This is a genomic window from Mycobacterium sp., from assembly GCF_050700595.1.
Lineage (GTDB): Bacteria > Actinomycetota > Actinomycetes > Mycobacteriales > Mycobacteriaceae > Mycobacterium.
Window position 1 is genome coordinate 1 of the sequence record NZ_JBOHHI010000141.1, and the last position, 14,112, is coordinate 14,112.

The 14,112-nt window shown below is 67.7% G+C and carries 14 protein-coding genes; 11 read left to right on the plus strand and 3 right to left on the minus strand.

Annotated features, from left to right (window positions below; translation table 11 throughout):
• Positions 1–39: 39 nt before the first annotated feature.
• Positions 40–459 carry a hypothetical protein gene (locus ACRDTL_RS13510; RefSeq protein WP_431507215.1) on the plus strand — a complete coding sequence of 140 codons (420 nt, stop codon included), beginning with the start codon at positions 40–42 and terminating at the stop codon, positions 457–459.
• A gap of 75 nt (positions 460–534) precedes the next feature.
• On the opposite strand, the gene coaA is transcribed toward ACRDTL_RS13510, so the two are convergent.
• Positions 535–1,473, minus strand: a complete 939-nt coding sequence (gene coaA / locus ACRDTL_RS13515) for a type I pantothenate kinase (protein WP_431507216.1) — start codon at positions 1,471–1,473, stop codon at positions 535–537.
• 82 nt (positions 1,474–1,555) lie between these two features.
• Positions 1,556–2,479: a DMT family transporter gene (locus ACRDTL_RS13520; RefSeq protein WP_431507217.1), complete on the minus strand. Its 924-nt coding sequence runs from the start codon at positions 2,477–2,479 to the stop codon at positions 1,556–1,558.
• Positions 2,480–2,579: 100 nt separating this feature from the next.
• On the opposite strand from ACRDTL_RS13520, the gene ACRDTL_RS13525 reads away from it, so the two are divergent.
• The 6 genes from ACRDTL_RS13525 to ACRDTL_RS13550 all read left to right on the plus strand — a co-directional run bounded on the left by ACRDTL_RS13525 (position 2,580) and on the right by ACRDTL_RS13550 (position 9,685).
• A complete protein-coding gene (locus ACRDTL_RS13525) occupies positions 2,580–3,785 on the plus strand; it encodes a DUF885 domain-containing protein (protein ID WP_431507218.1) in 1,206 nt (401 codons plus the stop codon).
• A 241-nt stretch (positions 3,786–4,026) separates the two neighbouring features.
• A complete protein-coding gene (gene glyA / locus ACRDTL_RS13530; protein WP_431507219.1) occupies positions 4,027–5,307 on the plus strand; it encodes a serine hydroxymethyltransferase in 1,281 nt (426 codons plus the stop codon).
• Positions 5,308–5,358: 51 nt separating this feature from the next.
• Entirely contained in the window at positions 5,359–6,183 is an 825-nt protein-coding gene (locus ACRDTL_RS13535; protein WP_431507220.1) for an acyl-ACP desaturase, read from the plus strand.
• 203 nt (positions 6,184–6,386) lie between these two features.
• A complete protein-coding gene (locus tag ACRDTL_RS13540; protein WP_431507221.1) occupies positions 6,387–7,694 on the plus strand; it encodes a PhoH family protein in 1,308 nt (435 codons plus the stop codon).
• A gap of 109 nt (positions 7,695–7,803) precedes the next feature.
• The gene (locus tag ACRDTL_RS13545; RefSeq protein WP_431507222.1) at positions 7,804–8,685 is read left to right on the plus strand and encodes a polysaccharide deacetylase family protein; all 882 of its coding nucleotides are present in this window, start codon (positions 7,804–7,806) and stop codon (positions 8,683–8,685) included.
• A 31-nt stretch (positions 8,686–8,716) separates the two neighbouring features.
• Positions 8,717–9,685 carry a hypothetical protein gene (locus ACRDTL_RS13550; protein WP_431507223.1) on the plus strand — a complete coding sequence of 323 codons (969 nt, stop codon included), beginning with the start codon at positions 8,717–8,719 and terminating at the stop codon, positions 9,683–9,685.
• Between the two features lie 16 nt (positions 9,686–9,701).
• On the opposite strand, the gene ACRDTL_RS13555 is transcribed toward ACRDTL_RS13550, so the two are convergent.
• Complete coding sequence (locus tag ACRDTL_RS13555; protein WP_431507224.1) at positions 9,702–10,445, minus strand: class I SAM-dependent methyltransferase; 744 nt, start codon at positions 10,443–10,445, stop codon at positions 9,702–9,704.
• Positions 10,446–10,528: 83 nt separating this feature from the next.
• Here ACRDTL_RS13555 and ACRDTL_RS13560 point away from each other — a divergent pair, with 83 nt between their 5' ends.
• The 4 genes from ACRDTL_RS13560 to ACRDTL_RS13575 form a co-directional block, all read left to right on the plus strand.
• Positions 10,529–11,566 (plus strand): LLM class flavin-dependent oxidoreductase, encoded by a 1,038-nt coding sequence (locus ACRDTL_RS13560; RefSeq protein ID WP_431507225.1) that lies wholly within the window; start codon positions 10,529–10,531, stop codon positions 11,564–11,566.
• A 194-nt stretch (positions 11,567–11,760) separates the two neighbouring features.
• Complete coding sequence (locus ACRDTL_RS13565) at positions 11,761–12,060, plus strand: PE family protein (protein ID WP_431507226.1); 300 nt, start codon at positions 11,761–11,763, stop codon at positions 12,058–12,060.
• An 11-nt stretch (positions 12,061–12,071) separates the two neighbouring features.
• Positions 12,072–13,334: a PPE family protein gene (locus ACRDTL_RS13570; protein ID WP_431507227.1), complete on the plus strand. Its 1,263-nt coding sequence runs from the start codon at positions 12,072–12,074 to the stop codon at positions 13,332–13,334.
• An 87-nt stretch (positions 13,335–13,421) separates the two neighbouring features.
• Positions 13,422–14,112, plus strand: a 691-nt coding sequence (locus ACRDTL_RS13575; protein ID WP_431507228.1) for a PPE family protein, incomplete at its 3' end; no start/stop codon positions are given.

Below are 14,112 nucleotides of genomic sequence, written 5' to 3' on the forward strand. Positions count from 1 at the left end.
CTGAGAGGTGTTTCACCCACCATCGCAAGGAGTTACGACATGACCGCCGTTTACGGGTTGCCCACCCGACCACTGTCCGACTCGACCGACTCCCTGTTGCGGTTCGCCATGCGGGCCGACGCCACGCTGACCGGGTTTGTCGGTCTGCTGGTTGCCATTGCCGCCGACCCGATCGCGTCGCTGACCGGGCTGACCTCCGTCCAGGAATACGGTCTCGGCGCGTTCTTCGTGTTCTCCGGGCTGGCGGTGTTCACCCTCGCCGCGGTGCCCAATCTGCGCCGCGTCGGGATCTGCGTCGCCGTCGGCAACATCGTCTTCACCCTGGCGGCGGTCGCCGTAGTGGCCGCGGACGCGCTGCCGTTGACCGCGCTGGGTGTCGTCGCGACCCTGGCCACCGGTGTCTACACCGCGTTCTTCGGCTACCTGCAGTACCTCGGAGTGCGCCGGCTGACGGCGTGACTCCCTTCCCGCTGGTGCGGGGCGCCCGCCGTTCGAGGTTTGCGGTGGGGGTCCCCGCACCGGCTCTGCCGCGAGTTACAGCTTGCGTAACCGCAACCGGTTGATCGAATGGTCGGCGTCCTTGCGCAGCACCAACGTGGCCCGCGGCCGGGTGGGCAGGATGTTTTCGACGAGGTTGGGCCGGTTGATCGAGCGCCAGATGTCGCGGGCAGCCACGACCGCCTGCGGGTCGTTCAGCCCGGCGTAGTGGTGGAAGTGCGACGCCGGATTGGCGAATGCTGTCGAGCGCATCGCCAAAAACCGTGACACATACCAGTGCTCGATGTCCTCGATCCGCGCGTCGACATACAGCGAGAAGTCGAACAGGTCCGACACCATCAGGGTGGGCCCGGTCTGCAGCACGTTGAGGCCCTCGAGGATCAAGATGTCCGGGTGACGGACCACCTGCTTGGCGCCGGGCACGATGTTGTAGTGCAGGTGCGAGTACACCGGCGCGCACGTGTAGGGCGAACCCGACTTCACCAAGGTGACGAACCGCAGCAGCGCCCGCCTGTTATAGCTTTCCGGGAAACCCTTGCGGTGCATGAGGTTTCGCCGTTCCAGCTCGGCGTTCGGGTAGAGGAAACCGTCGGTGGTCACCAAGTCGACCCGGGGGTGGTGATCCCAGCGGGCCAGTAGCGCCTGCAACAGGCGGGCAGTGGTCGACTTGCCGACCGCCACACTGCCGGCCACCCCGATGATGAACGGCACCGGTCTGTCCGGGTTCTGCTGCGGTTCACCGAGGAACTCGGCAGTGGCGGCGAACAGCCGCTGCCGCGCGGCGACCTGTAGGTGCAAAAGTCGCGCCAGCGGCAGGTAGACCTCTTCGACTTCGAGTAGGTCGACCTGCTCGCCGAGACCGCGCAGGGCGACCACTTCCGCTTCGGTCAGTGGCAACGGCGTGGACATGCGGAGCGCACGCCACTGATGTCGGTCGAACTCCACGTAGGGGCTCGGCTCGCTCAGCCGCGGCATGGAGTCAGTCTTGCAGCCGCGGTCGCACCGTCATCGGCTGGGGCGAGGAGTTAGTGATGCGGTTGGCCGTTGTCGGCCGGCCTTAGGCACGCCCCACCGACGCCGGTTGCCGAACGGGGCCGTGCAGCTTTGCCCTGATCCGCGAATGCGTCGCCACCGCGTCGCCGCGCGCGAGCTCGACGGTAGCCGCCGCCATCACCAGTACGGCCACTGCCAGTGCGATCATCCCGGCGGGCCCGGTGTTCAGCGTCTCGCCCAGCACCACCACACCCAGCAAAGCCGCCACGATCGGCTGCGACACCTCCAGGGTCGGCATCGACGCGGTCAGGGCACCGGCCCGGAATGCCGACTGCTCCCAGGCGAAACCCCCCAGCGCGACGAGTAGCCAGGCGTACAGCTCAGGTGTTCGGGCCACCGCCCACCCGCCATCGCCGAGCCCGTGGACGACGCCCTTGGTGAGCACCGCGAAGACCCCCCACAGCGAACCCGACACGAAGGCGAACAGCACCGCGGCCAGGGCACCACCCCGGATTCGGGCGGCCACGACGCAGCCGACCAGCAGCGGCCCCAGGACGAGCGCCACAGCGGCCCAGGTCTGAAGTGATCCGCGCGAGTGACCGGCCTGCGGGTTGCCGACGGTGACGATCACGGCCACCGCGGCAGTCAGGAGAATGGCCCAGATCCATTCCCGGCCGGTCACTGTGCGGTGGGCCAACCGCGCGCTGATCGGCAGCGCGAACAGTAGCGAAAGCACAAGCAACGCCTGCACCAGCAGCACCGAACCCTGGTCGAGCGCGGCCGCCTGCAGCGCAATGTTCGCTACCAGCATCAGGGCGCCCCACCGCCACCGTCGATTGCGCAGCAGCTTCGCAAATAGCTTGAGGTTGCTTCTGGATGTGTCGGTGATCCGGTGCGTCGCACGTTGCTGGAGCACATCGCCGATCGCAACGCACAGCGCACAACTCAACGCGAGCAGAGCGGCGATATCCACCTTGGACAAAAGCATTTTCTCCGTCGATGTCGAAAGCGGCGATCTCTCCACCGATACCGGATGCACGACGAGGGTGCAAATTGGAGCCGCTCGCGCCCCGTTACCGTTGACGAGCATGGAAGCCGCCGCGCTGATCCGCGAGTACCTGCTGCTGGGTTTGCGCTTCGATCGGGTCGAGCCAGGCTACGTCGACGCGTTCACCGGCGATCCCGCGTTGCGTCGCACGGTGGCCGACGAGCCCGCGCCCGATCCGGCCGACCTGGTCCGTCAGGCCGAGCGTCTGATCGCGGCGCTGCCAGACGTGCCGCGGCGCAACGGATTTGACGAGGCCCGCGCCGACTATCTGGGCGCACACCTGCGGGCGCTGGCGTGCGCCGGGCGCAAGTTCGCCGGGGCGGACATGGGCTTTGTCGACGAGGTGCGCGACTACTTCGACGTCGACATCGCCAAGGGTGACGTCGAGATGTACCGGCAGGCGCATGCCCGGCTCGACGAGGTGCTGGACGGCAGTGGTGCGCTGGCCGAGCGGATGGCCGCCCACCGCGCCGCCGAGGAGATCCCGCCGCAGCGGTTGGCCGAGGTGATCGAGGCGTTCTCCAGCGCGCTGCGCGACCGGGCGCGTGCCGAATACCCGCTTCCGGACACCGAAACCGTTGACTACCAGGTGGTCACCGACAAGCCGTGGTCGGGATTCAACTACTACCTGGGCGACTACCGCTCGACGGTGGCGGTCAACGCCGACGTCAAGCAGTTGATGTCCAACCTGCCCCGGCTGGTGGCGCACGAATCCTATCCCGGACATCACACCGAGCACTGCCGCAAGGAGGCCGGGCTGGTCAGGCGCGGGGGCCAGGCCGAGCAGACCATCTTCCTGGTCAACACCCCGCAGTGCCTGATCGCCGAGGGCCTGGCCGACTTGGCGCTGCACGTGGCGATCGGGCCGCACTGGGGCCGCTGGGCGGCCGACATCTACGCCGACCTGGGGTTGCGCTTCGACGGCGAGCGCGCCGAAGCGGTTTCGGAGGCGTCCGCGATGCTGGCCGGCGTCCGCCAGGACGCGGCGCTGATGCTGCACGACGAACACCGCGACGCCGACGCGGTGACGGATTTCCTGCGGCGCTGGCTGCTGGTCAACGACACCCGCGCGCGGCAGATGCTGCGGTTTTTGTCGTCGCCACTGTGGCGTGCGTACACCAGCACCTACGTCGAGGGCTACCGGTTGCTGCGTCGCTGGCTGGACCGTCGGCCGCCCGGTGTCAGCCTTACCGCGCGGTTCGGGCGTCTGCTCGACGAGCCGCTCATCCCGTCAGCGTTGCGCTAACCCCCTCCCGCACCCCCTCCCGCGCGAGTGTGCGTGTTCCCGGCCGCCGACAAAAACCCGTATTCCCCGCACGCTCGCGGTGCCAGCGCCGCAAACCGCGCCGTCCTGCAACTCGTCGAATCCGTCGAGCCCCGCATCGCTGCTGCGTCATCAGCCCGACGTGGCCCACCTTTCGTCGGCCCGGCATGCCAGACTGGCTGACGTGACCGCTGCACCGAATACCCGTACCTCCGCTTCCTTGATGTCAGCCCCGCTCGCCGACGTCGACCCCGACATCGCCGAGCTGTTGGGCAAGGAGTTGGGCCGCCAGCGCGACACGCTGGAGATGATCGCCTCGGAAAACTTCGTGCCGCGCTCGGTGCTGCAGGCCCAGGGCAGCGTGCTGACCAACAAGTACGCCGAGGGCCTGCCCGGCCGGCGCTACTACGGCGGCTGCGAGTACGTCGACGTCGTCGAGAACATCGCCCGCGACCGCGCCAAGGCGCTGTTCGGCGCCGAGTTCGCCAATGTCCAGCCGCATTCGGGAGCGCAGGCCAATGCCGCGGTGCTGGCCGCGCTGATGGCGCCGGGGGAGCGGCTGCTCGGCCTGGACTTGGCCAACGGCGGCCACCTGACCCACGGCATGAAGCTGAATTTCTCCGGGAAGCTCTATGACGCCGGCTTCTACGGTGTCGACCCGGCCACACACCTGATCGACATGGACGCGGTGCGGGCCAAGGCGCTCGAGTTCCGCCCCAAGGTGATCATCGGCGGCTGGTCGGCTTACCCGCGGATCGTTGATTTCGCGGCGTTCGCCTCGATCGCCGACGAGATCGGCGCCAAGCTGTGGGTGGACATGGCGCACTTCGCCGGTCTGGTCGCCGCTGGCCTGCACCCCTCCCCGGTGCCGCACGCGGACGTGGTGTCCACCACCGTGCACAAGACGCTCGGCGGCGCCCGCTCGGGCATGATCCTGGGCAAGCAGGAATACGCCAAGGCGATCAACTCTGCGGTGTTCCCCGGTCAGCAGGGTGGACCGCTGATGCACGTCATCGCGGGCAAGGCGGTCGCGCTCAAGATCGCCGGAACCTCCGAGTTCGCCGACCGTCAGCAGCGCACGCTGTCGGGTGCCCGGATCATCGCCGATCGGCTGCTGGCCCCCGACGTCACCAAGGCCGGGGTGTCGGTGGTCAGCCGCGGCACCGACGTCCACCTCGTGCTGGTCGACCTGCGTGACTCGGCGCTGGACGGCAAGGCTGCCGAGGACCTGCTGGACGAGGTCGGCATCACGGTCAACCGCAACGCGGTACCCAACGATCCGCGGCCGCCGATGGTGACCTCCGGCCTGCGGGTCGGCACTCCGGCGCTGGCCACCCGTGGCTTCGGCGACGACGAGTTCAGCGAGGTCGCCGACATCATCGGAACCGCGCTGGCGGCCGGCGCATCAGCCGACGTGGCGGCGCTGCGGAATCGGGTGACGCGGCTGACCAGGGAGTTTCCGCTCTACGAGGGGCTGGAGGACTGGAAGCTCATCGACTCCTGACCCGCGGGTCGGATTTCACGAAACCTGTGTATGCGAGTTACAGTTACTTTCATGGCACAGAAACCTGTAGCTAATGCACTGATCCTCGAACTCGAGCCGGTGGTGGAGCAGAACATGGACCGCCACCTGAACACCGAGGAGCTCTGGTTCGCGCACGACTACGTGCCGTTCGAGCAGGGCGAGAACTTCGCCTTTCTGGGCGGACGCGATTGGGATCCGTCGCAGGTCACACTGCCCCGAGTCATCACCGATGCCTGCGAGATCCTGTTGATCACCAAGGACAACATGGCCGGGCATCACCGCGAGCTGGTCGAGCACTTCATCCTCGAGGAGAACTGGGGCCAGTGGCTGGGCCGGTGGACCGCCGAGGAGCATCTGCACGCCATCGCGTTGCGCGAGTATCTCGTGGTGACCCGGGAAGTCGATCCGACCGCCAACGAGCAGGTCCGCGTCGAGCACGTGATGAGGGGCTACCGGGCCGACCACTACAGCCAGGTCGAAACCTTGGTGTACATGGCGCTCTTCGAGCGTGCGCACGCGGTGTTCTGCCAAAACCTGGCGGCACAGATCGAGGAGCCCGTCCTTGCCGGGCTCATCAGCCGGATCGCCAAAGACGAAGAGCGCCATGAGGAGTTCTTCGCTAACCTCGTCGCGCACTGCCTGGACTACACCCGCGACGAAACGGTGGCCGCGATCGCCGCCCGCGCAGCCGAGTTGGACGTCGTCGGCGGTGACATCGACGCCTACCGCGACAAGCTGCGCAACGTCGCCGACGCCGGGATTTTCGACGTCTCGCAGCTGCGGCAGGTGATCTCCGATCGCATCACCGCGTGGGGCCTGGCCGAGGCGCCCGAGCTGCAGCAATTCGTCGCCTGATTCTTTCTGCCGCGCCGACGGTGCGGCGCGCCTGCGCGGCGGGAGTGCGGTGATGCGAGTAGCGTCGCAACTGATGGCTAGCGACATGCTCTGCTGTCCAGACGGCACTCCTTGTCATGACTACGGCAGGACCGGCCCCGGTCCTGGTGCCGACGCCCCGCCGAATCACCCGCGCGGGGCCGCGCGGCTTCAAGGAGCGTTCCGTGACTGATACCCGGACGTATGTGCTCGACACCTCGGTGCTGTTGTCCGATCCGTGGGCGTGCACCCGGTTCGCCGAACACGACGTGGTGGTGCCGCTGGTGGTGATCAGCGAACTGGAGGCCAAGCGCTATCACCACGAGCTGGGCTGGTTCGCTCGCCAGGCGCTGAGATTGTTCGACGACCTTCGGCTGGAGCACGGACGACTCGATCAGCCCATTAACGTTGGAACGCAAGGCGGAACGCTGCACGTCGAACTCAACCACACCGACCCCGCGGTGCTGCCGGTCGGCTTTCAGACCGACACCAACGACTCGCGGATCTTGAGTTGCGCCGCCAACCTTGCCGCCGAAGGCAAGCGAGTCACCTTGGTGAGCAAAGACATCCCGCTGCGGGTCAAGGCCGGTGCGGTGGGCCTGGCCGCCGACGAGTACCACGCGCAGGATGTCGTCACCTCCGGGTGGACCGGGATGGCCGAGATCGAAGCCACGGCCGAAGACGTCGACGCACTGTTCGTCGATGGCGAGATCGACCTGGAGGCTGCCCGAGGCCTGCACTGCCACACCGGGATTCGGCTACTGGGCGGCAGCTCACACGCGCTCGGGCGGGTCAATGCCCACAAGCGGGTGCAGCTGGTGCGCGGTGACCGCGAGGTGTTCGGGTTGCGCGGGCGCTCCGCCGAGCAGCGGGTGGCGCTGGATCTGCTGCTCGACGAGTCGGTGGGCATCCTGTCGCTGGGCGGCAAAGCCGGAACCGGCAAGTCGGCGCTGGCATTGTGCGCAGGGCTCGAGGCGGTGCTGGAGCGCAGGACCCACCGCAAATTGATGGTGTTCCGCCCGTTGTATGCCGTCGGCGGGCAGGAACTGGGTTATCTGCCCGGCAGCGAGAGCGAAAAGATGGGTCCCTGGGCGCAGGCGGTCTTCGACACGCTGGAGGGGCTGGCCAGCCCGGCCGTACTCGAAGAGGTGCTCTCTCGCGGCATGCTCGAGGTGCTGCCGCTGACCCATATCCGGGGCCGCTCGCTGCACGATTCGTTCGTCATCGTCGACGAGGCACAGGCGCTGGAACGCAACGTGCTGCTGACGGTGCTGTCCCGGCTGGGCACCGGATCGCGGGTGGTGTTGACCCACGATGTCGGGCAGCGCGACAACCTGCGGGTGGGCCGGCACGATGGCGTCGTCGCCGTGATCGAGAAGCTCAAGGGCCATCCGTTGTTCGCCCACATCACCTTGCTGCGCAGCGAGCGATCGCCGATCGCCGCGCTGGTCACCGAGATGTTGGAGGAGATCAGCCGGGGTCCGCTGCCCTAACCGTGGGCAGGTCGCGCGGCGACCCGTCCCCCTCGCCGCTCCGCGGCTGGGGGTGCCCCCAGCGCCCGGCTGCGCCGCGCTTGCGATCGCCCCTGGGTAGGCTGCCAGGGTGTCGAACCGACCCGACAGCCAGGCTTGGCGGTACTGGCGTACGGTTCTGTGCGCGGCTGCGGCCGCCGCGGTGCTGGCGGTCGGGGCGCTCACCGGACATGTGAAGCGGGCCGGTGCCGACGACGTGGATTGTTCGCGGGTCAAGTGCGTGGCGCTGACGTTCGACGACGGGCCAGGCCCGTTTACCGACCGGTTGTTGCGGATCCTTGCCGACAACAATGCCAAGGCCACATTTTTCCTGATCGGCAACAAGGTGGCGGCCAATCCGGCCGGCGCCAAGCGCATCGCCGACGCCGGTATGGAGATCGGCAGTCACACCTGGGAACACCCCAACATGACGACGATCCCGCCCGCCGACATTCCCGACCAGCTATCCAAGGCCGGCGATGCGATCACCGCGGCCACCGGTCGGGCGCCGACGCTGTACCGGCCCGCCGGTGGGTTGTCCAACGCCGCGGTACGCCAGGCTGCGGCTCAGCTCGGACAAGCCGAAATCCTTTGGGACGTCATCTCTTACGACTGGATCAACGACTCCAACACCGCAGCGACCCGCGCGGTGCTGATGACGCAGATCAGGCCCGGATCGGTGGTGCTGTTCCACGACACCTACTCCAGCACCGTCGACTTGGTTTACCAGTTCATCCCGGTGCTCGATGCCAACGGCTATCACCTGGTGACCGTCAGCCAGTTGCTCGGACCGCGATCGACAGGCAGCAGCTACGGCGGCCGCGACAACGGGCCGCCTGCCAACGACCTGCACGACATCCCGGCCGGTGAGATTCCCGCCCTGCCGAATACGCCGTCGCCCAAACCGATGCCCAACTTCCCGATTACCGACATCCCGGGCGCCAACTCCGGCGGGCCGAACAACGGGGCCTAGCTTGGCCGATGAAAGTGAAGGTGGTCCAGCTATGACGACTCCTCCGTATGGTCCCTATGGTCAGGGTCCCCCAGGGCCGAATCCGTATGGGCCGGACCCCTATTGGGGCAGGCAGCCGCCGGGCGGGCAGCCGCCGGGCGGACCGTACCAGGCACCGCAGGGCTATCCCTACGGCCCGCCGCCCTACGGCGCGCCGCCCTACCCGCCGCCCGGACAACAGTTTCCCCCCGGCGGACCAGGTGGGTACTACCCGCCCGGACCGCCGCCGAGGCCGCCGGGCTCGAAGGCGCCGTGGCTGATCGGCGCCGGCATCGTGGTGGCGATCATCGCCGTAGTGGTGGCAACCGTGCTGCTGCTACGCGCTGGTCACAACGAGTCGGGCACGGCGCGTCCATCGCCGGGCACGGCGGGGCCGCTGGCGCCCTCGTCGGTGCCGGGCGCCCCCTTGACACCGGGGCAGAACGCGACCGACTGCACGCCCAATGTCTCCGCCGGCACACCGCCCGCGGGGGACATCGTCAGCGCGGGTGCGCTGTCCTTCCCGGCCGGCGCGGCACCCGGGTGGGCACCCTTCGCGGACGACAGCACGCCGAACGGTATCGACGTCGCGGGTCTGGCCGCCCCGGTGCCCGGCGCCGAGAAGTGGGTCATGCAGGCCGAGGTCGGCATCACCAACTTCGTCTCGAGCATGGACGTCGCGGCTCAGGCATCCAAATTGATGACGTGTGTGGTCGGCGGCCCCGGCTACGAAATGGCTTCGCCGAGCCTGGGTCCCACCAAGACGTCGTCGATCATGGTCGACGGCACGCAAGCCGCACGGGTGGATGCCGACATCACGATCGCCGACACCTCCCAGAACGTGAAGGGCGACTCCGTCGTCATCATCGTGGTGAAAACCAAACCGGCCGCCTTCTTCTATGGCGCCACGCCGATCGGTGATGCGGACGCCCGCGGCACCATCGAGCGGGTCATCTCGGCGCTGACGGTCACCAACCGCTGACAACGTCGTTTGCGGTTCAATCCATCCGGGTGGCGGTCAGCGCCCAGATCGGCAGGTGGACCCGGTGGTTTTCCAGCATGGGTTCAAGGAGCTGAATTTGATTCAGCCACGGCATGATCAACTGCGCGTCCTCAGCTCTGTTGGCCGCCTCCAAGGTCTGGAACATGTGCGCGAAAACCTCGGGACTGAAGACGGATTGATAGGTAGCCGTGCCCAGAAAGTCGATACGCCAGCCAGCCGCGGGGAGCACCCGCTCGAAATTGTCCGCCGGGACACCCTCTAACCGCAGGCCGTTGACATTGCCGCAGCCGTCTTCGAACATGAACAGCCGGGCACCGTGCTTGGTGGCCCGGTGCAGAGCTCGCGCATAGCGCGCCTGGATCTCTTCGTCGCCGTCAAAAACGTGATAGAACGCAACGTCGACGACGGTGTCGAACCGATCCTCGAACCCGGCCAGCTCGGTCGCGTCGCCCACCTGAAAATTCACCGTGACCCCGGCACGCTCGGCGTTGCGTCTGGCCCGCTCGATCGCCGCCGGCGACTCGTCGATACCGGTCGCCGAATAACCGTGCGACGCATAGTGAATGGCGTGGTGCCCGGTGCCGGTGCCGGGGTCGAGGATCTCGCCGCGCAGCGCGCCATAGGCCACCAACTGTTGCACCACCGGCTGCGGCCCACCGATATCCCACGGTGCCAGTGCGGGTGAGTCATCGCTCGAACGCTCGTCGACGTACAGCTGTTCGAACCCTGGTGTACTCATTACCGGCCACGCTACCGCGCCGTCGAAAACTCAAACCGACGGTGGCAGGATTGCCACAGTGAACCGACGCGCTGGCGCATATCGTGCGGCTTTCCGTCCTTGATCTGGTGCCGGTGCGCACCGACCAGTCGACGTCGGATGCGCTGGCGGCCACGCTGCAACTGGCACAGGCCGCGGACCGCCTCGGCTTCACCCGGTACTGGGTCGCCGAGCATCACAACGTCCCGTCCATTGCGGCGACCAGCCCGCCGGTGCTGATCGCGTTGCTGGCGGGGCATACGTCGCAATTGCGGCTGGGCTCCGGCGGGGTGATGCTGCCCAATCACGCACCGCTGGCGGTGGCCGAGCAGTTCGCGCTGTTGGAGGCCGCCTACCCGGGACGAATCGATTTGGGTCTTGGCCGGGCGCCCGGCTCTGACCCGGTGACGTCGGCGGTGTTGCGGGGTTCGGCCGGTCGCGACGATAGCGACACCGATAATTTCCCGGCGTATATCGACGACGTGGTCGCGTTGATGGGCGCCCCGGGCGTGCGGGTGCCACTGCGCGACGGAGATTACATCCTCAAAGCCACCCCGGCCGCGGTCACCGAGCCGCGGGTGTGGCTGCTGGGCTCGTCGATGTATTCGGCGCAGCTGGCCGCGGCCAAAGGGCTGCCGTACGTGTTCGCTCATCACTTCTCCGGGAACCGAACCGCGGAGGCTCTTGCGCTGTACCGCTCGGAGTTCGTGCCCGGCGAGCTGGCCGCCGAGCCGGTCACATTTTTGACGGCGAACGTCGCGGTCGCCGAAACACACGACGAGGCAACGGCCCTGATGTTGCCGAACTTGCAGATGCAGGCCAGGTTGGAGACCGGGCAACCACACGGGCCGCTGGAACTCGTCGAGGACGCCCACGCCGCCCAACTGACACCGCAGCAGCAGCACATCGTGGCAACCCTGCGCGAACGCGCCGTCGTCGGCACACCTGCGGAGACGGCCGAACAGCTGCAGGCGCTGGCCGAGCGGTTCGGCGTCGACGAGGTGATGGTCAATCCGGCCACCTCAGGTCGCCGCGGCACCGATCCCGCCACCGCGCCCGCACGAGAGATCACGCTCGAGCTGCTGGCGCAGGAGCTGCTCTAGCGGACCCGGACCCGGTTCCCAGCACACTTACAGCGACCTAATTGCCGGTTAACAGTTGGCAATCTCTCTTGAACACTCGGTGTCATCACTGGCCATCCCCGACGTGGGTCATTTACCATCGTGACACGAGTATCGCACCACGATGCATTGCTCACAAACGTTGCCGCCGAAGGTCGTTGAGAAGGAGAGAGAGCATGTCGTTCGTTACTACGCAGCCCGAAGCGCTGGCGGCAGTCGCCGGCAACCTGCAGGGCATCGGCTCCGCGATGGCCGCGCATAATGCGGCGGCGGCGGCCCCGACCACGGGGGTGCTCCCCGCCGCCGCCGACGAGGTATCGGCACTGACCGCGGCGCAATTCGCCGCACACGCTCAGCTGTATCAAGCGGTCAGCGCCCAGGCGGCGGCGATCCACGAGATGTTCGTGAACACCCTGAGCACCAGTGCCGGGTCGTATGCGGCCACCGAGGCCGCTAACGCGGTCGCGGCCAGCTAGGGGCCGGGGCGATGGCTTTTGGCGCGTTACCACCGGAGATCATCTCCGCCAGAATGTATTCTGGCCCCGGCTCGGCGCCGATGATGGCGGCCGCGACGGCGTGGAACGGCGTGGCCGCCGAATTGAACTCCACGGCCAGGTCCTACGGAACTGTAATCACCAGGCTGACCAGCGAGGAATGGATGGGGCCGGGATCGGCGTCGATGGCCGCCGCGGCCGCGCCCTATGTGGCGTGGATGAATGGCACCGCGGCCCAGGCCGAACAGGCGGCCATCCAGGCCCGCACGGCGGCCGCCGCGTATGAGCAGGCGTATGCGATGACGGTGCCGCCGCCGGTGATCGCGGCCAACCGCGCCAACCTGCAGTCGCTGATCAACACCAACACCCTGGGTCAGAACACACCCGCGATCGCGGCGACCGAGGCCCAATACGGCGAGATGTGGGCCCAGGACAATCTGGCGATGCACACCTATGCGGCTCACTCCGCGGTGGCCGCAAAATTAGAGCCGTTTGCGCCGCCGCCGCAGACCACCAATACCGCCGGAGGGGCTGCTCAGGCCGCCGCGGTCTCGCATGCCACCGCCACCAAAACGCTTGCGTCGACGCCGAAAGTGCTGCAGATGCTTTCGTCGCCGAGCGCAACCCCAACCGGCACGACGCCGCCGACGCCCGCGGCGACGACACCGACATCCACATCGCCGTTGTCGGGCCTTGACAGCATCGCCAAAAGCCCCACACTAAGCGCCGCCAATTCCACCTACAGCAACTTCATCCACAGCGCCAATTTCGGCGCGCGGGGTATCTGCGCGGTCTGGCGCGGCCTGAGTGGCTCGGTGGGCGCTGCAAAATTCATGGGCGAAGGTGCCGCCAAGGCAGCCGGTGGCGCGGCGAAGGCCGCCGAGGGAGCCGCGAACGCGGCAGGCGGCCTGGGCGGCCTGGGTGGTGCGGGCGGCCTGGGATCGGTGGCCGGAGGTATGGGCAGGGCGGGCTCCCTCGGTGCGCTGTCGGTACCGCCGAGCTGGGCCCCGCCCGCTCCGCCGGCGTCGGCGTTCGGCCCGGTGTCGGGCGGCAGCTGGGAGGCGCTGGGGGGTGCCGGCATGTTGGGTGAGGCGCCGCTGGGTGCGCCCCCAGGTGTGCCCGGAATGCCCGGAATGCCGGCCGCCGGTGGCATGGCCGGTATGGGTGGATTGGCCGGAAAAGGCGGGCCCTTGGGTCTGCCGCCCCGGTATGGCTTCAAACCCGTTGTGATGCCGCGCATCCCGTTCATGGGATAGCGCAACGGCGATATCGCCGGCGTACGGCCGGCTTTCAGGCTATCCGCGCAGTTGGTTACCGATCTCGAACTGAGGAAGGATGTTGTGATCGATTTCGCGGTGTTACCGCCGGAGGTCAATTCGGGTCGAATGTATACCGGCGCGGGAGCCGGACCGATGCTGGCTGCGGCGGCGGGCTGGGACGGGCTGGCTTCTGAGTTGAGTACTACAGCGAGCTCCTACGGGTCGACGATTTCGGAGCTGACGACCAGTCCATGGCTTGGGCCGGCGTCGATGTCGATGGCGGCTGCGGCCGCACCCTACGTGGCGTGGCTGAGCATCACCGCGATGCAGGCTGAGCAGGCGGCCACCCAGGCCAAGGTGGCCGCGCTCGCCTACGAGACCGCGTTTGCGATGACGGTGCCTCCGCCGGTGATCGCGGCCAACCGCGCGCAGTTGATGTTGTTGATCGCAACCAACTTTCTGGGCCAGAACGCCCCGGCGATAGCGGCGACCGAAGCGCACTATACCGAGATGTGGGCTCAAGATGCCGCCGCGATGTACGGCTATGCGGGCAGTTCGGCGAGCGCCTCGAAGGTGACACCGTTCAGCCCGCCGCCGCGGACCACCAATTCGGCCGGGCTGGCCGGGCAGGCCGCCGCGGTCGGCCATGCCGCCGGCACCAGCCCCGGGACCCCGTCGGCAGCGCCCACTTCGACGCCATCGCACGTGGCCTCCGCGCTGCCAAACACGCTGGCGCAGCCCACATCACCCACATCAGCAGTCACCCCGCCGGCGG